An 18,581-nucleotide genomic window follows, 5' to 3' on the forward strand; every position below is an offset into this window, starting at 1 on the left:
CGCGAGGGGCGGTCCTGCCCGACCCGCCGCCCCGGTCCCCTCGGACCGCTCACCCCTCGGCCGGCGTCCCGCCCACAGGCGTTTCACGGACCGGCGCGCCGACGACCGCCGGTCCGACGACGAGGTCGGCGCGGTCCCTGGTCGCGGCGACCAGATCGGCGTTGCGCTGATCCGTGCCCAGCACCCACGCCACCGCCCCGTCGTGGTCCTTCCCGAACTCCTCGTGCCGCGCGATCAGCCGCCGGACGCGCTCGGCCTCGTCGGGTTCGCAGAACCACACCTCGTCGAGCTGCGCCCGGGCCCGCGCCCACGCGTCCTCGCGCAGCAGCAGGTAGTTCCCCTCGGTGACGATCAGCCGGGCCGCCCGGGGAACCGCGATGGCCCCCGCCAGGGGCTGTTCGAGGACCCGCTCGAAACCGGGCGCGTAGACGAGATCCTCCTCGTCCTCGCGCAGCCGGCGCAGCAGCGCCGCGTACCCCGCCGCGTCGAACGTGTCCGGAGCGCCCTTCCGGTCCCGGCGCCCGAGCCGGTCCAGTTCGGCGTCCGCGAGATGGAACCCGTCCATCGGGACATGGGCGACACGGAAGGGCCCGTCCCCGTCGAGCCGCCGGACCAGCCGCTCGGCGAGCGTCGTCTTGCCCGCCCCGGGACTGCCGGCGATCCCGAGAAGGGCGCGCCGGCCAGGACGTACGAGCGCGGCGGCCCGCTCCACCAGGTCGTCGAACGACGGACACGCCCCGGTCATACGAGCCCGGACGAGGGCGCGAGGACTGCGATCTCCATGCCGTCCAGTATCGACGACGCGCGCCACGGGGGAAGTCCCGCGCCGGACAGGGCCGTCCACGACCGGCCGGTGACGGGCCGAGGACAGCACAGGACGGTCGCGGACGGCCCTGCGCCAGGGCGGTGATGTGGCGCTCGCCACCCGGTGGAGGCGGCCGACGGGGGCAGACTCCCCGTATGACCGATCTCGGCCTGCCGAAACAGATCCTGGCCTGCCTCTTCGACCTCGACGGGGTCATCACGAAGACCGCCGTCGTCCACGCGGCCGCCTGGAAAAGGACGTTCGACGACTTCCTGCGGGAACGCGACGGCGACGGATTCCGCCCCTTCGACGACGCCGACTACGCCGCCTACGTGGACGGCATGCCCCGCGCCGACGGCGTACGGTCCTTCCTCGCCTCGCGCGGCGTCGAACTCCCCGAGGGGACCCCCGGCGACCCGCCGGACAGGGCCACCGTCCACGGCCTGGGCGACCGCAAGAACCGGCTGCTCCTCAACATGATCCGCACCGACGGCGTCGAGGCCTACGACGGCACGCTGCGCTACGTCGAGGCGGTCCGGGCGCACGGCCTGCGGACCGGGGTCGTCTCCTCCAGCGCCAACTGCCAGGACGTCCTGCGCTCGGTGGGGGCCGAATCCCTCTTCGACGTACGCGTCGACGGTGTCGTCGCCGCCGAACGGCACCTGCCGGGCAAGCCGCGCCCCGACACCTTCCTGGCCGCCGCGGAGGACCTCGGCGTCGAACCGTCCGAGGCGGCCGTCTTCGAGGACGCGCTCGCCGGCATGGACGCGGGCCGCTCGGGCCACTTCGGGTACGTCGTCGGAGTCGACCGCGTCGGCCAGGGCGACGCCCTGCGCGCCCACGGCGCCGACATCGTCGTACGGGACCTGGACGAACTGGGGGAGCGCGCGTGATCACGCACACGTCGTACGGAGTCGAGCCCTGGGCCCTGCGCGAGAGCGAGCTGCACCTCGGACTGCTGCCGCAGAGCGAGTCCGTGTTCGCCCTCGCCAACGGCCACATCGGCTGGCGCGGCAACCTCGACGAGGGCGAGCCCCACGGCCTGCCCGGCTCCTACCTCGGGGGTGTGTACGAGACACACCCGCTGCCCTACGCCGAGGCGGGCTACGGCTATCCGGAGTCCGGACAGACCGTCATCAACGTCACCAACGGCAAGATCGTCCGGCTGCTCGTCGACGACGAACCCTTCGACCTGCGCTACGGACGACTGCGCTCCCACGAGCGCGTCCTCGACCTGCGCACCGGGCTGCTCACCCGCACCTGCGAGTGGACCTCACCGGCCGGCTCCACGGTCCGGGTGCGCTCCACCCGGCTCGTCTCCTTCACCCAGCGGGCGATCGCGGCCGTCGCCTACGAGGTCGAGGCCGTCGACAGCCGGATCAGGGTGGTCGTCCAGTCGGAACTGGTCGCCAACGAGCAACTGCCCGGCCGGGGCGGCGACCCGCGCGCGGCGATCGCCCTGCAGTCGCCGCTGGAGGCGGAGGAACACTTCGCGGCCGGGGCCCGGCTGCGGCTCGTGCACCGCACCCGGCACAGCGGCCTGCGGGTCGCGGCAGCGGCGGACCACACGCTCACGGGACCCGAACGGACCACCCTGAGCAGCGAGAGCAGCGACGACGTCGCCCGCCTCACGGTCACCTCCGTGCTGGAGCCGGGCAGCGCACTGCGCCTGGAGAAACTCGTCTCCTACGGCTGGTCCGGCACCCGTTCGCTGCCGGCCCTGCGCGACCAGGCCGACGCGGCCCTCGCCGCCGCCCGGCACAGCGGCTGGCGGGAACTCGTCGACGAACAGCGCGCCTACCTCGACGACTTCTGGGCCCGCGCCGACGTCGAGGTGGACGGCGACGAGGAGATCCAGCAGGCCGTCCGCTTCGCCCTCTTCCACGTGCTCCAGGCCGGCGCCCGCGCCGAACAGCGCGCCATCCCCGCCAAGGGACTGACCGGCTCCGGCTACGACGGCCACGCCTTCTGGGACACCGAGACCTTCGTCCTGCCGCTGCTCACCTACACCTCGCCCGGCGCGGTCGCCGAGGCACTGCGCTGGCGCCGGAACACCCTCCCGGCCGCCCGCGAGAGGGCCGCCCAGCTCGGCCTGCGCGGAGCCGCGTTCCCGTGGCGGACCATAGCGGGCTCGGAGGGTTCGGCGTACTGGCCGGCGGGCACCGCCGCGTTCCACGTGAACGCCGACATCGCCGACGCCGTCGTCCGCTACACCGCCGCCACCGGCGACACGCGGTTCGAACGCGACACCGGCGTCGAGCTGCTGACCGAGACGGCCCGGCTGTGGCGCTCCCTGGGACACCACGACCACCAGGGCAGGTTCCACATCGACGGGGTGACGGGGCCCGACGAGTACAGCGCCGTCGCCGACGACAACACGTACACCAACCTCATGGCCCGCGCGAACCTCCTGGCCGCCGCCGAAGCCGTCGAGCGGCACCCCGGGCGGGCCGCGGAACTCGGCGTCGACGAGGAGGAGAGCGCGGCCTGGCGCGACGCCGCCGACGCCATGCACATCCCCTACAACCACGAACTGGGCGTCCACGAGCAGCACGCCGGATTCACCCGCTACCAGCGTTGGGACTTCACCGCCACCCGCCCCGACCAGTACCCGCTGATGCTGCACTTCCCCTACTTCGACATCTACCGCAAGCAGGTCGTCAAACAGGCCGACCTGGTGCTCGCCCTCTACAAGTGCAGCCCGTTCTTCGACGACGAGCACAAGGCCCGCGACTTCGCCTACTACGAGCCCCTCACCGTCCGGGACTCCTCCCTGTCGGCCTGCTGCCAGGCCGTGATCGCCGCCGAGACCGGCCATCCCGCACTCGCCTACGACTATCTGGTCGAGGCCGCGCTGATGGATCTGCAGGACCTGGAGCACAACACCCGCGACGGCCTGCACATCGCCTCGCTCGCCGGGACCTGGACGGCCCTGGTCGCCGGCTTCGGCGGGCTGCGCCACCACGGGGACATCCTCGAGTTCGCGCCCCGGCTGCCGGAACGGTTCAGCCGCCTCGCCTTCTCCCTGGAGATCCTCGGCCGTCGGCTGCGCGTGGAGATCGAGCGGGACGTCGCCACCTACACGCTCGCGTCCGGAGACCCGCTGGAGATCCGCCACCACCGCGAACCCCACACCGTCGACGCCGACAAGCCCCGGAGCCTGCCCATCCCGGCACCCAGGCTGCGCCCCGCCCCCGACCAGCCGCCGCACCGGCGGCCGAACTCCCGGGGGTGAGACGCGGCACGGGCCTTCGGCAGGTCAGTCGCGGGTGACCGAGGGCGCGATGTCCTCGTGCGTCTCCCGGGGCGCCGCGGCGGGCGCGCCGGTCCGCGCGGTGGCCGGGGGCTTGCCGCAGAAGGCCGGCTCCAGGGTGCGGTACATCGTGTTGAGCACGGCGGTGTTGTTCGAGGTGTTGGCCAGGGCGGTGAGACTGCGCTTGCCGTCCTTCGTGGTGAAGGCGTACGTGTAGTAGCCCTGCACGGTGCCGGTGTGCCCGTACACCGAGATCCCGCACGACAGCTCGCGGCGGCGCAGCCCGAGGCCGTAGGACGTGGTGCTGTTGACCCGCGTCCACTTCGTCATCTGGGTGAGCCGGTCGGCGGACACGAGCTTGCCGCGCAGCAGTGCGGAGAAGAAGGTGTCCAGGTCGTGCGGCGTGGAGATGATGGCGCCCGCGCTCTGGGCCCAGGAGGCCGTCTGCTTGGTGGAGTTCACCAGGGCCGCCCCTGCCGTGTCCGACGTGAGGTAGCCCTGGGCGTGCCGGCCCGGGATCGCGGTGGAGGGGTGGACGTAGAAGGTGTCGGCCAGGTTCAGCGGGGTGAAGATGCGCTTCTGGTACTCGGTGGCGACGGTGTGCCCGGTCAGCTTCTCGATCAGCATCCCGGCGACCACGAAGTTGGTGTTCGAGTACGAGTAGGCGGCCCCCGGCGCGTTGGTGCGCGGCTTCTGCAGTGACAGTCTCACCAGGTCGCGGTAGCCGAACACCTTGTTGCGGACCGCCTCGAAGCCGGAGACGGACCGGGCGAACATGTCGTTGGTGTAGTCGTACAGACCGCTGCGATGGCTCAGTACGTGCCGCACGGTGATCCTGTCGTCGGGCAGCAGGCCCGGCAGATAGGTGTCGACCGGCTCGTCGAGCCTCAGCCTGCCCTCGTCGGCCAGCTGGAGCAGCACCACGGCGGAGAAGGTCTTGGTGACGCTGCCGACCCGGAACCGGTCGTTCGTGCTGATGGTGCGTCCGGTGGCCCGGTCGTCGACTCCCTCGACCAGCCGGTGCACCGTGCCGTTGTCGTCGATTCTCGCCATCGCCCCGGGTGCCCCCTGGCTGCGTGCCGTGCGCAGGATCGCCCGCAGGCCCGCGTCGTCGGGCGCCGCGGCGGCGGCCGGCGCGACCCGTGCGGAGCCGGGGTGCTCCGTGCCCGTCGGCGGCACGGCCTGCGCCGGGCCCGTGAGCAGGGACACCACGACCGCGCCCAGCGCCGTCCCCGTGACCGCCGTTGCTGAGACCATCTGCTTCTCCCGAGTGCCATCTGCCGGTTCGACGTACCGGCCCGGACCGCGCCGCGGACGCGGGCGACGGCACCATCTGTACGCGCTGACGGGGCGCGCGGGTTGCACGGCGCGGGGACGAAGCGGAAACGGCGTGGCGGAATCGGTGAATTGGCGGAAAGCCGCGCACCGGCCGGCCCGGTCGGCACGCGGCGGGGGCTGACGCCCGCTCAGCCGCCGAAGAGCTGGGTCCAGTACGTGCCCGCCCTGCTGCCGCCGGCCAGGCCGATGCCTATGTGGGTGAAGTCGCGCTTGAGGATGTTGGCGCGATGGCCGGGACTGTCCATCCAGCCCTGGACGACCTCCGCGGGGGAGCGCTGTCCGCAGGCGATGTTCTCGCCGATGGAGCGGCGGGTGCAGCCCGCCGCGGCGGCACGGTCCCACGGCTGGGTTCCCTCGGGGGAGGTGTGCGCGTAGAAGTCGCGGGCCACCATGTCGGCGCTGTGGGCCTGGGCGGCGGCGGTGAGTGTCGCGTCGGCGGTGAGGGGGGCCAGTCCGGCCGAGGCCCGCTCGGTGTTGGTGAGCGCGATGACCTCGCGTGCGGTGCGGTCCAGGCCCGCAGGGCTGAACGGCGTCGCCCACAGCGCCGTCCAGTACAGGTCGCCGGTGCGGGGGTCGGGGACGCGGGCCAGTCCCGCCTGGCCGAAGGCCGGGTCGCACAGCGTACGCCGTGACGGCGCGGTGGAGAGGCAGTACTCGACGAACTCGTGCGGGGTGCGCGGCCCGGAGACCAGGTGCTCGCCGATGGTCAGGTACGCATAGCCGGCCCTGAGGACGCGCTGGTAGACGGAGACGCCGTCCGGGCTCTGCGAGGCGAGCACGCCATGGGCCGCCATGACGCCGGCGTGATCCTGTGCCGCGGCGGTCAGCCGGGCGTCGAGACGGACGGGCGGGGAACCGGCGGAGGCACGCGCGGCGTTCACCGGCCCCAGGAATCCGTCGGGGTCGGGGCCGCTCCCCGGGGTCCCCGGCGATCCGCCCCGGCCGACCGCGACCGGTCCGGCGCCCGGTGCGAGGGCCGGCGCGGAGCCCCGTGCGAAGGCCCGGCCCTCACCCGGCGTGCTCGGTGACCTCAGGGACCGCGCGCCCCCGGTGTCCGCCGCCGGGCCGCCCGGCGGGGCGGTGTCCTCGGTGACCTCGACCCCGAAGTCCCGCGCGACGCCCGCCAGTCCGTCCGCGTAGCCCTGCCCGAGGGCCCGGAGTTTCCAGGCCGTACCCCGCCGGTACAGCTCGGCGAGGAGCAGCACGGTCTCCCGCTGCGGCCGGGGCGGGGTGAACCGGGCGAGGGTGCGGCCGTCCGGCGCGGTGACCTGGACCGTGGGGGCGGGCAGCCGCCCGAGCGGAGTCGTGAGGTCGGCGGGGCTGACGACGAGGGTGACGCGGGACGCTCCGGGCCGCAGCCGCGGCGGATCGACGGTGAGACGGTCGCCGTGCAGACGGACGCCGGGCGCGGCCGGCTGGTTGTAGAACACGAAGTCGCCGTCGCCGTGCACCGTGCCGGAGTCGTCGGTGACGATCGCGGACACGTCGAAGGGGCCCGGGACCCTGAAGGTCAGGACCCCGCCCGGCAGGGGCGTGTTGCCCCCGGGAACCAGCTCGCTCATGCCGCCGCCCGTCGATGTCGTGGTCCGCGTGCCCCCCGCGCCCGGGGGCGCGGAGCACGGGCCGTCGACCGCTCAACGGACCACCCGCGTCCTACGGTTCCCGCGACCGGCGCGTGATGGGGCCCGGGCCGCGTAGGGCGGAGGCGGCGGGCGGCCGGACCGGCACGGCGGGTGCCGCCGCGCGCAGCGAGCGCAGGGCGAGCAGCAGGACGCCGATGTCGTCCAGGTAGACGGGGTCGGGCAGCAGGTCGGTGGGCAGCAGGAGATAGGCGACGGCGCCCCAGAACACCCAGCGGGGTCCGGTCGGCAGTCCGGCCCGCCGCAGGTCACGGCGGGTGCGGACGAGCCGGCGCAGGAGCACCAGCGCCGCCGCGAGCACGGCGGCCGCGAGTACCGCGACGATGACGAGGACCAGGGTCCACGAGGTCGAGTCCATGCGTCCGTCCAGAGAGGTCGTCGGGTGCGCTTGTTTTCCGTGTGCCCGCTCGCGCCCCGGTTATCGCCCCCGGGCGGGACCGTCCGGGCGTTCGTCGACTCACCGGCGGCTGTCGCGGAGGCAGATGACGAAGTCGTCGAAGACGTGCCGGCCGGGCCGTGAGCCGACGGACCCGACGGCCCGGCGGATGTCCAGGAGCTGCCCCGTGGTCATCTGGAGCGGCGGCTCGTCGGGCTGATAGGTGGTGCGCACCGGGTAGTCCCGCCCCGGTTCCCGGGTCATCTCGATGTGACAGCCGAGGACGTGGGTGACCGGGCGGCGCCCGCAGAAGTCGATCAGCCGGTCGACGGTACGGGTGAAGGCCGGCCCGTCGTCGACGTACAGGCGTCCGGGATAGACCGTGTCTCCGGTGAGCAGGATCCCGGTCCAGGGGTCGTAGAACGTCACCGCGGCCTCGTGGTGCCCCGGTGTGGCCAGGCATTCCAGCACCCGGCCGCCGAGGTCGACCCGGGCCACGGCGTCGGGGTCGTCATGGAACCCGAAGAACTCCCAGGCGCTGTCGAGGGCCGCGTCCACGACCTCGGTGCCGGGACGGCCGGCGAACTGGCCGTCCCCGGCGATGTGGTCGCCGTGCGGATGGGTGTGCAGCACCAGCAGCCCGTAGTCGTCACGGGGGTGCCCGGCCAGCCAGGACTCGATGACCTCGTCGACGACCCGGCGCAGCGGGAAGAAGTCGGCCGAGGCCGTGGCGCCCGTGTCGATCAGGACCGCCCGCTCGGTCCCGAACAGCAGGAACATGAAGGGCGCCTCGTAGTCGATCGCCATGTTCTGGCGAAGGATCACCGTGTTCTCGTCGTAGGCGTGGACCTGGATGTCGGGGTCCGTGTTGTGCTTGGCCGAGGGCGAGCCGTGGATCCACCGCACGTCGAGCGGCGCGGCCGCCGCGCGGTCGTCGCCTCCACGGGCACCGTCCTTCTGCTGCCCGGCACTGTCCACGCTGTCTCCCTCGGACTCGGTCCTGCCGGGCCACGGCAGGGCCCGGGACCTCAGTGTCGCGGGTGCGCGTGGTCCACGAGCGCCTGGGACACCGTACGGATGCTCCGGGCGATGTGCTGGAGCTGCATCAGCTCGGCGGCGTACATCTTGATGGTGTGCTCGATGACACCCTCCTGCAGGCCGAGGCCGGGCAGCTCGGAACGGGCGGTCTGCAGGGCCGTGCGCGCGACCCTGATCTCCTGCTGCACCTGGAGGTGTGCGTGGCGGGCGAGCAGGACGGGGTGCTTGTGCAGGACGGGGTAGCTCGCGTAGCGGCTCGGCACCAGCTCGCGCAGCCATTTCACCGCCGATCGCTCCCAGTCGAAGCTGCCGGGGGTTTTCACCTGGCACGGCCAGTCCGAGGTGATCGGTGAGTACGTCAGGGCCATGTTCATCGCTTCCGGGGTACGTCGGCGGGGACTCTGGGGGCGGCCCCGGCATAGGGGTACCGGGGCCGCCACCAGCGGGCCTCGCAGACGAGACCCGCTCGAACACCAGGGACCCGATGCGGGTAGGAGCGGACGGCCCCGGGTGCTCATGGGTCGTGACCTGGAAGCCTCCGGGGCACGATCCGAAAGAAGTATTTATATATGCCGCCGGAAGCGCAAGGGCATGAAAACATTCATGCGTGCTTTGATGTGAATGATCCCTTGATGCCGGGGTGGGAACGGGTACGGGAGAAACGCGTCCCGCAAGATGCCGGGACGGACCGCGGCGTCAGCGGGGCCGGGAAACGGGACCGGGAGGCCGGGTCGGTCCCTGGCCGGAGTCAGTCCCTCAGGAAGAACTGGTGCTGCTCGGCGATCTGCTCGTACTCCTCCAGGCGCGCCTGGGTGCGCTCCGGGTCGGCGTCGGTCATCGCCTGGAGCAGCGCCGCCGACAGCACCACGGGCGCCGCGTAGGAGTCGAAGACGAGGCGGGAACCGGTGCCGGTGGCGAAGGTGACGTCGGCCTCGTCGGCCAGCGGGCCGAGCCCGAGGTCGGTGATCAGGGCCACCTGGAGGCCGGCGCTGCGGGCCACCCGCATGGCCGTGAGCGTCTCGTGGGCGTGCCGGGGCATCCCGAAGGCCAGGACCCAGGTCCCGCCCGCCTCCCGCGACTGGAGCAGCGCGTCGTAGGCGACCGAGCCACCGCGCGTCACCACCCGGACGTCCGGGTGGATGCGCCGGGCGGCGTACGCGAAGTACTCGGCCAGCGAGACCGAGATCCGCAGCCCGAGGACCGTGAGCGGTGCCGACTCCGACAGGGCCCGGCCGACGCGGATGATCTGGTCCGGGTCGGTGAAGTCCCGGCGCAGGTTCTCCAGGTTCTCGATCTCGGCGTCCACCGCGGCCTGGAGCTCGTTGCTCGTGACCTCGGCCGGGGTTCCCGGCGCGCTGCCGAGGGTGCTGAGCGCGATGGCCTGGAGGCTCTCGCGCAGCGCGGGGTAACCGCTGAAGCCCACCGCCGCCGCGAAGCGGGTCACGGAGGGCTGGCTCACGCCCACCCGCTCCGCGAGATCGGTGATCGACAGGAAAGCGGCTTCGGTGATGTGCTCGATCAGGTACTGGGCGATGCGCCGCTGGCCGGGGGAGAGCCGGGGACCGTCGAACAGCTCCCTGAGCTGGGACGTGGGTGCCACGCCCGCCTCGGGTGCGGTCTTTCCCGAGGTGATCGCGGATGCCTGTGCGCGTGCCTGCTGAGGCGATGGCACCGGTGCGCGTCCTCCTTCATGTCCCACGAGAACTCAACATAGCTCACCCGGCTTTCTGACCTGGGCCGGTCCTGGCGCAAGCAAGGAGTGCGTTCCTCGTTTCAGGCGTGGTCGGCGGGTACTCGCACCACCGTCGGGACGTGCTCGTCCGCGGGCGCGCCCGTCTGTTTCGCCGACGCGAGGGAGAGGGTTTTCATGAGCGTGCAACAACTGCCCGCGTCAACGGTTCACGTGATGCTCGGTGACTGTTCCGCGGCCGACGCCAAGAGTGTGCTCGGTGTCCTGTGCGGCCGCTTCACCGCGGACCGGGAGGGGGCCGACGAGCCCCACGAGTCCGTGAGCGGGAGGCCCACGGTGTGGACCGTGCTGTTCGACACTGCCGGTGAACCCGGCCGCGGCGTCGGGCCTGTCCTGGAACTTTCGGGGCAGCCGACCGTGGAGGCACAGGGTGGCCCCCTGGCGACACAGCGTCTGCGGGAGGCCCTCGATGCCGCCTTCACCGTGCACGAGCTGGGCACGGAAGCCGGTGATCAGGAGGTTCAGATGAAGCTGAGGCTGGAAACGCGTACGGCGCACGAGACGCGGTCCGTGTGAACGCCCGGGCGGCGGTCCACGACGGGGGGATCGGCGCCCGCCGCGCGGCGACCGGCTCGGCGCGGGCCGGCGCGGCTCGCGCGGGGCTGGCCGCCCGGGGGGTGATCTACGCCCTGGTCGGCCTGCTGGCCCTGCGCATCGCCTTCGGTGACGGTGGAGGACGGCAGGCGGACCGGGGCGGTGCCCTGCAGGAGATCGCCACGAAGCCGTTCGGGGCGGTCCTGCTGTGGGCGCTGGGCGCCGGACTCGTGGGGATGGCGCTGTGGCGGCTGTCCGAGGCGCTGTTCGGCGCCGCCGGACAGGGCGGCGGCAAGGCCGGCAAGCGCCTGGCGTCGGCCGGGCGATGCGTGTTCTACGGGTTCGTCGCCTACTCCGTGCTGGCCTTCGCGGCCGGCGCGCGCGGCAGCGGTTCGGGCGACCGGCAGTCCCGGGACGTCACGGCCAGGGCACTGGGGATGCCCGGTGGCCAGTGGATCGTCGGTGCCGCCGGGGTGGGGCTGGTCGTCGCGGGCGTCTGGATCGCCGCCCGGGCCGTGCTGCGCAAGTACCACAAGCACCTCGAGCTCGGTGAGATGTCGCGACGGGTCCGCAGGGCGGTCGACACGGCGGGCATGGGCGGCGGGGCTGCGCGGGGGGCGGTGTTCGCGGCGGCGGGAGCCTTCGCGGTCCGTGCCGCGGTGGAATACCGGCCCGACCAGGCCAGGGGCATGGACGGCACGCTGCGGTCCTTCGCCCGAGCACCGATGGGTCCGTGGCTGCTGGCCTGCGTCGCCGCCGGTCTCGTCCTGTTCGGGCTGTTCTCGTTCGCGATGGCACGGTGGCGGAGGGTGTGAGCCGCGTCGCGGCGACGCCCCGCGGGGGTGCCTCCGCGTGGGGCGGAGGCACCCGGTGTCCGGACGGGCGCGAACCTGTCAGGGCTGCGCGGTGAGGGCGAAGCTCTGGGCGGCCGAACCGTCACAGCCGCGCTGGGTGAGCTGGACACCGTTCGCTGCGGAGCCCGCCGCGCTCAGGCACTTGCCGCTGTGCCGGGCGACGAAGTGGTACCGCCCCGTGCTCTCCTTCACCGGCTGCCACTGCTGGTTCTGTCCGCTCGACCAACTCCACAGCTGCAGCGGGGCGTTGTCGGCCGTCGAGCGGTCGGTGACATCGACGACCTGCTGTGGATCCAGGCGCAGCGTGATGCGCGTGTAACCGCTGTCCGTCGAACGGAACTGGAACTGCTGCGCCCGGGTGCCGTTGCAGGCGTACTGCTGGATCGCGGTCCCGTTCGCCGTTCCGGCCGAACGGGCGTCCACGCAGGTGCCGTTGCCGGAGGCGGCCAGCGAGTACCAGGTGGTCTCGGGGATCGGGTCCGCCGGCGGCACCGACGTGTCCGCCCCGCCGAGCCACTTGATCCCGTCCAGCAGGAATCGGTTCTGGGCCGCGCTCGCGAACGTCGACGACAGCGTGGTGTTCGTGGCGTAGTCCATCGCGTTGTGGCCGAAGTTCGCGTACAGCATCCGGTACTTCGTGTTGGTCCACAGAACCGGGTAATAGCCGCTGTACCAGGTCTGGTTCGGGTCCGTTCCCAGCGGGAAACTGCTCGGGTCGATCGAGGCGAGGATCCGGATGTCCGGGTTCTGCCGCAGGTCGTCGGACCAGCTGTACCACTCGCTGACCGACGAGGTGAACGTCGCGGGCAGGTTCGCGGTCGAGGGATGTGTCCGGTCCTCGACCTTCAGAACGGCCGTGGTCGGCCCCCAGGTGTTGGACTTGAAGTTCCCGCTGCCCAGGAACTGGTCGTGGTACCAGGACCAGCTCTGCGCGTCGGTGGTGAAGGCGGAGACGTGGAAGCCCATCCAGCCGCCGCCTGCTCGCATGTACCGCTCGAAACCCGCGCGTTGGGCCGCGGTCTGCGGCAGGTCGTCGAGGAACAGGACGACCTGGTACGCGTTCACCCCTCCGTTGCCGAGCAGGTCCCAGTCGTTGCTGGCCGTGTAGGTGAAGCCGTTCGCCGCGGCCTGCTTCGGGAACCAGTCGTTCGCCTCGTGGACGAAGCTGATGTGGGCCGCGTCCCAGGTGCCGTTGTAGAGGGCGAGCACCTTGAACGGGGCCGCCGTGGTGCTCGCGTGCGCGGCGGGCGGCGCGGCGAGGCCGAGCAGGGTCGCCAGCAGGACGAGGACCCGCAGGACCCCGCGCGCCGGCAGGGATCGGCTGGAGCGCATCCGGTTCTCCTTCCCGTACGTGTCAGGGGTGGTCACGGGTAGCTGACGAGGTCGGCCACGTTGGTGGAGGAGTTGGACGGGCCGCCCCGGTCGTTGACGACGTGCCGGATGGTGCCCGTGCCGCCCAGGGAGACGGTCACCATGTCCTTGAAGCGCACGTTCGCGGCGACGGGCGCCTCGATGGCGTGCTCCGCGGCGACGGCGGGGTTGACGTTGAAGTAGCAGTAGCTGCCGAAGCCGTACACCTGGTGGCTCGTCACGGAGGGCGCGACCTTGTAGGCGGCGTATCCCTGCGTCGAACCGCTCATCCAGGCGGCCTGGTTGGGCGGGTCGTAGGGCATCTCGTTCTGGTAGAAGTACGTGCGGCCGCCGTTGCCGTTCCAGACGGTCTGGTACTTCTGGTAGTGCTCGACGAACAGGCCGTACATGGTCACGTCGTCGCCGTTCACGACCAGCCCGGTGTCGGCCGTGTTGCTGGTCCAGCCGACCCCGCCGCCGTGGTCCGCGCGCCACAGCCACAGGTGGTCGCCGATGACGTCGTCGCTGTTGATCGTCAGGCTGGTGGTGGCCTTGCCGACGCCCGCGCCGCCGATGCGGAAGAACACGTCGTGCAGGGAGCTCGGGTCGGCGCCGTGGTCCGCGGAGGAGCCGCTCGGTCCCATCTCCAGCAGTTGCGCGGAGTTGGTGGTGCCCGCGTCGATCAGCAGTCCGGCGAGCTGGACGCCGTTCACGTCGGCGACCGTCATGGCGGTCACGCCGTTGTCGGGGACGAGAGTGGCGAGACCGAGGCCCAGGACCACGGTGTCGGCCCTGGTGACCTTGAGCGTCCGGTCCAGGTGGTAGACGCCCGGCGTCACCAGCAGGTTCTTGCCCTGGGCCAGCGCGTCGTTCATCTGCGCCGCCGTCGCGCCCGGCTTCACCACGAAGAAGTCGGACAGCGGCAGGGAGGTGCCCGCCGGAGTGCCCGAACCCCAGCTCGTACCGGTGGAGTCGGTGCGTACGGACGGCACGAACACCTTCCAGGCACCCGCCGCATCGACGTACAGGAACGGCTTCTCGCGGGAGACCGGTGTCTGGTTCACCGTCGTGTACGGAGGGTTCGGGAAGCTGTTCGCGGGGGCGTTCCTCGCGCCGACGAACACCATGTTCCAGTTGGATCCGGTCCAGTTCGACCATTCGGTGTTGCGGGACAGCCACTGCTGCTGCGAACCGGAGTTCACCTGGCCGTCGATCTTCGTGTCGGCCATGTAGCCGCCGCTGGACCAGCCGCCGTCGTCCAGCGCCAGGTTGCCGCGCAGATGCATGCGCCGGTAGGGAGCCGCCTGCGACACCGCCCAGCGGTCCGACCCGGACGTGGGGGTCACCGACAGGTTTTCCGCCGAACGCCAGAAGTTCTGGGTCGCGTTGCCCTGGAACCAGTCGGCCTCGGCGTGTACCGCGCCCCGGATGTCGACGTCGTCGGGGGACAGGCCGAGACCCGCGACCTGGGTGTAGAAGCCGACGTTCGCGTCGGCGCTGTAGGTGCCGGGCTTGAAGAGGAAGGCCTTGCGGGCGGTGCCGAACTGGTTGGTCTCCTGCTGGGCGAACGCCGCGTCGAGACCGCTCTGGATCGTCGCGGCCGGGGTCGACGGGTCGAAGACGGTGACGTTCGGGCCCAGGTCCGGTGTCCCGGGCGGCTGTTGGGTGTCGACCGCGTTGACGTAGAAGGACTGGGCCGCCGTGCCGTTGCAGGTGTACTGCTGGAGCTGGGCGCTGTCGGAGGTGGAGGCGCTCGGCACGTCGAGGCACTTGCCGCTGTTCCGGTTCACGAAGTGGTAGGCGCCGCCGGCCTCCGCCACGGCCTGCCACTGCTGGTTGGTTCCGCCTCCGTACGTCCACAGCTGTATCGGCGTGCTGTCGGCGGCCGAGACGCCGGTGACGTCCCAGGCCTTGGTGCCGTCGGCCCGGTCGTCGACCTGGGAGTACCCGTTCGACGTGGCGGCGAACTGCCACTGCTGGGCCTGGCTGCCGTTGCAGGCGTACTGCTGGACCGCCGTGCCGTCGGCCGTTCCGGCGGCGCGGGCGTCGACGCACTTGCCGCTGCCCGCGTTCACGACGGTGGCCCAGCCGGCCGGTAGGGCGGCCGCCTGTGCCGCCGCGCCGCTCTGCGCGGTGGCGCTCTGCGAGGTGGCCGTCAGGCCCGACACGGTCGTCGCCACGAGCGCGGTCACCGTCAGCAGCCTGGCCGTTCGGTGGCGCCCGGACGCTCTCCGGGATCCGGGCAGGGGGAATCTGGACATGCGGGTCACTCCTGGACTGGTGGGGGGTTCACGTCCATGAACAACGAATGCATTCATGGAGCCGTGGTGATCGGTGAACCTAAAGGTCTGCACCAAAGACGTCAAGATGTGAAGCAGAGAACCTTCTCAAGTCACCAGTAGATGAGAGAAGTTGAAGGATTCTGGGGTGAGGGTGTTGAACTCGGCTCGGTTTCCGTCGTGTTCACCTGTGTGAGTCGACGCGTCACCGCGGCGCGTCGCCATTCACTTCTTGAAAGTTCGTCACATGCTGTTGGTCCGAAGGGTGTCGGCGCAGGCCATCGGGTCGCGTGCGAGGTCGGCCGGTGCCGTCGGCCCGCGCCGCCGTGGCATCGGGCGCCCCTCCCCGACGGCGTTCCCTGTGTGGGGTTTCTTACAGGGTGATGACATGACGGCGAACCCCACCCGCCACACCCGCATCTCAGGGCACTCTTGTCCCGGGTCGGTGACTCCTGTCCTGGAGAGACACGGAAACCATCCGGCCACCGCGCCGACCGGCATCGCCGGTTCGTGTCCCGCGGCAAGGGAAGCGGCAGCCGTGGAACAGCGCCCCGGAGTACTCCCGGGGCGCCGTGCGCGCCGGGCCCGGACGGAGCGGGAGCCGGCCGCGAGCGTCCCCGAGGTTCCCGAGCTCGCGTACCCGATCTCCCCGATTTCCCCGAGGTCCGCCGCGGCCCCATCCCGATCGATCCGGCGCCCGTCGTCGCCCCCGGCGTCCCGGCGTCCCGGCGGCAGGGCCGGCGCGCCGGGCCGTTGCTCCGCCGGAGGGACCCGGATCATTCCAACGGCCGAGCGAGGGGAGCCGGCCGTCGCCGACCTCCGGCGGGAGTGATTGCCTCGGGTGCGGGGCCGTCGAACCCGAAGCCGTCCCGGCCGCGGCGGACGGGACCCGCCGGCGGCGCGGGCCGCCCCGGCACGGTCCGTTCGTCCGCACTGCCCGGACGAACGGACCGTGACGAACCCGCCGTGACGAGCCCATCGTGACGAACCCACCGCCGGCCGGAACGACCGGCAGTAAGGCAGCCATGACGGATCATCAGATCCTCCAGGGACTCGGGCTGATCGTCGTCCTGGCCGTCGGCTCCCAGCTCGTGGCGAGCCTGCTGCGGATCCCCGCCCTGATCGTCCTGCTGCCGGTCGGCTTCACCGCGGGCGCGCTGACCGACATCGTCAACCCCGACAAACTGCTCGGGGACGCCTTCTCCCCGATGGTGTCGCTCGCGGTGGCGGTGATCCTCTACGAAGCCGGGCTCGGCCTGGACCTGAGCGGGCTGCACGGACACATGCCCCGGGTCGTGGCACGGCTGATCTGGATCGGCGTCCTGATCACCTGGGCGGCCGCCGCCGCTCTGGCGGTACCGCTGCTCGGCATGTCGAAGAGTTCGGCGGTCATGCTCGGCGTGATCCTCGTCGTCTCCGGGCCCACCGTCGTCGGTCCGCTCCTGCACTTCGTCCGTCCGACCGAGCGGCTGCAGCGCATCCTGATCTGGGAAGGGTCCCTGATCGACGCCGTCGGGGGCATCCTCGGCGCGCTCGTCTTCCATGCCGTCGTCGCCAGCGGCAACAACGACCTGCGCGGCAAGATCGGTCAGTTCGCGGCGAGTTCGGCCGTCGGACTGATCGGGGGCGCGGTCGGTGCCGCCGTCCTCTGGTTCCTGCTCGGCCGGCTGCACCTCGGCGAGGTGCTGGGCACGACGGCGCAGCTCGCCGCCGCGGTGGGCGTGGCGGCCCTCTGCGACGCGATCCGGGACGACACCGGGCTCATCGCCGCGGTCGTGATGGGGATGGCCCTCGCCAATCTGCCGGGCGTCTCCCTCCCGGCGCGCCGCCCGTTCCTGGAAACCCTGGTCTCGCTGATCATCGGGCTGCTGTTCATCTCGATCTCGGCCACGGTCACCCCCGCGTCCCTGCGGCACACCGTCCTGCCCACGCTCGCCCTCGTCGCCGCGCTGGTCCTGGTGGTCAGGCCGCTGGTCGCGCTCCTGTCGACCGCGCGAACGGACCTGCTCCGCGGCGAGAGGGCGTTCATCGGCTGGATGGCACCCCGCGGAATCGTCGCCGCGTCCACCGCCTCGACCTTCTCCGCCGCACTCGTGGCCGACCACGTCGGCGGCGCCGAGAAGATCCTGCCCGCCACCTTCCTGGTGATCGTCGCCACGGTGACGCTGTACGGGCTGAGCGCGCACCCCGTCGCCCGGCGCCTCGGCGCGCTGCGCCCGGCACGGGCCCGTCCGCTCCTCGTCGGCGGCGACCCCTGGGCGATCGACCTGGGCCGCGCGCTGCGCTCCGCCGGCCTGGACGTGCTGATGTGGGCCGGACGGGAGGAGCAGCGCGACCTGATCCGGGCCGCCGGACTCCACCTGGCGCCGGGTGAACTGCTCGCCGCGGCCACCGGCGAGGGAGCGGAGCTCGAAGGGATCACCGGGGTCCTGCTGCTCACCGAGGAGGACGACTTCAACGCACTGGCGTCGGAGACCCTGCGCGGCACGGTCGACGGGTTCGTCCACCGGCTGGGGCCGCCCGGACTGAGCCATGGCGTGGTCGCCCCCTACACGAGGGGCGACACTCTGTTCGGGGCGGAGTTGAGCAGACCGGAACTGGCCCGCCGCTACGAGGACGGCGCCCGGATCGTCTTCCGTCCCGTCGAGGACGGCATCCCGGACGGACACGCGCTGCTGTTCCTCGTGCGCCCCGACGGGCGGCTGGATCCGGTCACCGACACCCGCGCTCCGCGGCCGGGGGCTCGGGACACCGCGATCCTGCTCGGCCCGGCCCGGACCCCGGGCCCGGTACCGGCGGGCTGACGACGAGCGCCACGGACCGGTGTCCGCCGCCCCGCCCGGCTCCCGCCCGGTCCGTCCGGCCGCGTCCGACTCCAACGGTCCAGTGCGGATTGCGGTCCGTCCTCCGGCTGGATCTCATGGGTGTCATGCAGCGACAAGCTTCCGAGCCAGACGACCTCGTACCGCCGATGGAGCGCTCGCACTGGGTGGCCTTCGCCGGAATCCTGCTGATGGTCAGCGCCCTGTTCAACCTCCTCACCGGCTTCGTGGCGGTCTTCAACCACGGCTACTACTCGAAGGTGTATTCCGGGGGCAACCGGTTGCTGATCCTCAACTACACGGCCTGGGGCTGGATCTTCGTCGCCGTCGGCATCGTCATGGCCGTGCTGAGCCTCGGTGTGCTCGTGGGCTCCAGAGGGGCGCGGCTGGCGGGCATCTGCCTGGCCGTGTTCGCCCTGGTCGCACAGATGATCTTCCTGCCGGTCTATCCGTGGTGGTCGTTGTTCACGATGCTCGTGTCCCTGCTGGTCATCTACGGCCTGCTGGTGGAGCCGAAGCACGTGCACGGGGCGCGGGTGTAG

Annotated in this window: 15 protein-coding genes; 6 read left to right on the forward strand and 9 right to left on the reverse strand. The window is 71.9% G+C overall.

Translation table 11 applies throughout. The features are described 5' to 3' along the window. Window positions 1-49 precede the first annotated feature (49 nt). Entirely contained in the window at window positions 50-745 is a 696-nt protein-coding gene (locus ACH4S8_RS02430; protein WP_398390104.1) for a nucleoside/nucleotide kinase family protein, read from the reverse strand. A 215-nt stretch (window positions 746-960) separates the two neighbouring features. Between ACH4S8_RS02430 and ACH4S8_RS02435 the strand changes: the two genes are divergently transcribed. Beyond that, a complete protein-coding gene (locus tag ACH4S8_RS02435) occupies window positions 961-1,698 on the forward strand; it encodes an HAD family hydrolase (protein WP_398390106.1) in 738 nt (245 codons plus the stop codon). Next, entirely contained in the window at window positions 1,695-4,040 is a 2,346-nt protein-coding gene (locus tag ACH4S8_RS02440) for a glycoside hydrolase family 65 protein (protein WP_398390108.1), read from the forward strand. The genes ACH4S8_RS02435 and ACH4S8_RS02440 overlap by 4 nt, the downstream gene beginning before the upstream one ends. A gap of 24 nt (window positions 4,041-4,064) precedes the next feature. On the opposite strand, the gene ACH4S8_RS02445 is transcribed toward ACH4S8_RS02440, so the two are convergent. The 6 genes from ACH4S8_RS02445 to ACH4S8_RS02470 all read right to left on the reverse strand — a co-directional run bounded on the left by ACH4S8_RS02445 (window position 4,065) and on the right by ACH4S8_RS02470 (window position 10,122). After that, the gene (locus ACH4S8_RS02445) at window positions 4,065-5,315 is read right to left on the reverse strand and encodes a serine hydrolase domain-containing protein (RefSeq protein WP_398390109.1); all 1,251 of its coding nucleotides are present in this window, start codon (window positions 5,313-5,315) and stop codon (window positions 4,065-4,067) included. Window positions 5,316-5,524: 209 nt separating this feature from the next. Beyond that, the gene (locus ACH4S8_RS02450; RefSeq protein ID WP_398390110.1) at window positions 5,525-6,958 is read right to left on the reverse strand and encodes a CAP domain-containing protein; all 1,434 of its coding nucleotides are present in this window, start codon (window positions 6,956-6,958) and stop codon (window positions 5,525-5,527) included. Between the two features lie 91 nt (window positions 6,959-7,049). Beyond that, complete coding sequence (locus ACH4S8_RS02455) at window positions 7,050-7,394, reverse strand: DUF1232 domain-containing protein (RefSeq protein ID WP_398390111.1); 345 nt, start codon at window positions 7,392-7,394, stop codon at window positions 7,050-7,052. 99 nt (window positions 7,395-7,493) lie between these two features. Further along, window positions 7,494-8,390: an MBL fold metallo-hydrolase gene (locus ACH4S8_RS02460; protein WP_398390113.1), complete on the reverse strand. Its 897-nt coding sequence runs from the start codon at window positions 8,388-8,390 to the stop codon at window positions 7,494-7,496. 50 nt (window positions 8,391-8,440) lie between these two features. Then, window positions 8,441-8,824, reverse strand: a complete 384-nt coding sequence (locus ACH4S8_RS02465; RefSeq protein ID WP_398390115.1) for a hypothetical protein — start codon at window positions 8,822-8,824, stop codon at window positions 8,441-8,443. Window positions 8,825-9,198: 374 nt separating this feature from the next. Continuing rightward, the gene (locus ACH4S8_RS02470) at window positions 9,199-10,122 is read right to left on the reverse strand and encodes a MurR/RpiR family transcriptional regulator (RefSeq protein WP_398390116.1); all 924 of its coding nucleotides are present in this window, start codon (window positions 10,120-10,122) and stop codon (window positions 9,199-9,201) included. A gap of 195 nt (window positions 10,123-10,317) precedes the next feature. Between ACH4S8_RS02470 and ACH4S8_RS02475 the strand changes: the two genes are divergently transcribed. Together ACH4S8_RS02475 and ACH4S8_RS02480 are read left to right on the forward strand one after the other, a co-directional pair. Then, window positions 10,318-10,716: a hypothetical protein gene (locus tag ACH4S8_RS02475; RefSeq protein WP_398390118.1), complete on the forward strand. Its 399-nt coding sequence runs from the start codon at window positions 10,318-10,320 to the stop codon at window positions 10,714-10,716. Next, window positions 10,713-11,549, forward strand: coding sequence for a DUF1206 domain-containing protein (locus ACH4S8_RS02480; protein WP_398390120.1), 837 nt, complete (start codon window positions 10,713-10,715; stop codon window positions 11,547-11,549). The genes ACH4S8_RS02475 and ACH4S8_RS02480 overlap by 4 nt, the downstream gene beginning before the upstream one ends. Window positions 11,550-11,627: 78 nt before the next feature. Here ACH4S8_RS02480 and ACH4S8_RS02485 read toward each other — a convergent pair whose 3' ends face one another. Together ACH4S8_RS02485 and ACH4S8_RS02490 are read right to left on the reverse strand one after the other, a co-directional pair. After that, a complete protein-coding gene (locus tag ACH4S8_RS02485; RefSeq protein WP_398390121.1) occupies window positions 11,628-12,920 on the reverse strand; it encodes a ThuA domain-containing protein in 1,293 nt (430 codons plus the stop codon). A 32-nt stretch (window positions 12,921-12,952) separates the two neighbouring features. Further along, window positions 12,953-15,199, reverse strand: a complete 2,247-nt coding sequence (locus tag ACH4S8_RS02490) for an RICIN domain-containing protein (RefSeq protein ID WP_398390123.1) — start codon at window positions 15,197-15,199, stop codon at window positions 12,953-12,955. Window positions 15,200-16,242: 1,043 nt separating this feature from the next. Between ACH4S8_RS02490 and ACH4S8_RS02495 the strand changes: the two genes are divergently transcribed. Both ACH4S8_RS02495 and ACH4S8_RS02500 read left to right on the forward strand, forming a co-directional pair. Further along, window positions 16,243-18,021 carry a cation:proton antiporter gene (locus ACH4S8_RS02495; protein ID WP_398390125.1) on the forward strand — a complete coding sequence of 593 codons (1,779 nt, stop codon included), beginning with the start codon at window positions 16,243-16,245 and terminating at the stop codon, window positions 18,019-18,021. Between the two features lie 125 nt (window positions 18,022-18,146). Then, window positions 18,147-18,581: a hypothetical protein gene (locus tag ACH4S8_RS02500; RefSeq protein ID WP_398390127.1), complete on the forward strand. Its 435-nt coding sequence runs from the start codon at window positions 18,147-18,149 to the stop codon at window positions 18,579-18,581.

The sequence above is a fragment of the Streptomyces sp. NPDC021080 genome, from assembly GCF_044333225.1.
GTDB lineage: Bacteria > Actinomycetota > Actinomycetes > Streptomycetales > Streptomycetaceae > Streptomyces.

What these genes read in the sequence shown, in the direction of transcription:
- ACH4S8_RS02430 (WP_398390104.1), bottom strand. Translation starts at nt 745, where the DNA reads ATGACCGGGGCGTGTCCGTCGTTCGACGACCTGGTGGAGCGGGCCGCC.
- ACH4S8_RS02435 (WP_398390106.1), top strand. Translation starts at nt 961, where the DNA reads ATGACCGATCTCGGCCTGCCGAAACAGATCCTGGCCTGCCTCTTCGAC.
- ACH4S8_RS02445 (WP_398390109.1), bottom strand. Translation starts at nt 5,315, where the DNA reads ATGGTCTCAGCAACGGCGGTCACGGGGACGGCGCTGGGCGCGGTCGTG.
- ACH4S8_RS02450 (WP_398390110.1), bottom strand. Translation starts at nt 6,958, where the DNA reads ATGAGCGAGCTGGTTCCCGGGGGCAACACGCCCCTGCCGGGCGGGGTC.
- ACH4S8_RS02455 (WP_398390111.1), bottom strand. Translation starts at nt 7,394, where the DNA reads ATGGACTCGACCTCGTGGACCCTGGTCCTCGTCATCGTCGCGGTACTC.
- ACH4S8_RS02465 (WP_398390115.1), bottom strand. Translation starts at nt 8,824, where the DNA reads ATGAACATGGCCCTGACGTACTCACCGATCACCTCGGACTGGCCGTGC.
- ACH4S8_RS02475 (WP_398390118.1), top strand. Translation starts at nt 10,318, where the DNA reads ATGAGCGTGCAACAACTGCCCGCGTCAACGGTTCACGTGATGCTCGGT.
- ACH4S8_RS02485 (WP_398390121.1), bottom strand. Translation starts at nt 12,920, where the DNA reads ATGCGCTCCAGCCGATCCCTGCCGGCGCGCGGGGTCCTGCGGGTCCTC.
- ACH4S8_RS02490 (WP_398390123.1), bottom strand. Translation starts at nt 15,199, where the DNA reads ATGTCCAGATTCCCCCTGCCCGGATCCCGGAGAGCGTCCGGGCGCCAC.
- ACH4S8_RS02495 (WP_398390125.1), top strand. Translation starts at nt 16,243, where the DNA reads ATGACGGATCATCAGATCCTCCAGGGACTCGGGCTGATCGTCGTCCTG.
- ACH4S8_RS02500 (WP_398390127.1), top strand. Translation starts at nt 18,147, where the DNA reads ATGCAGCGACAAGCTTCCGAGCCAGACGACCTCGTACCGCCGATGGAG.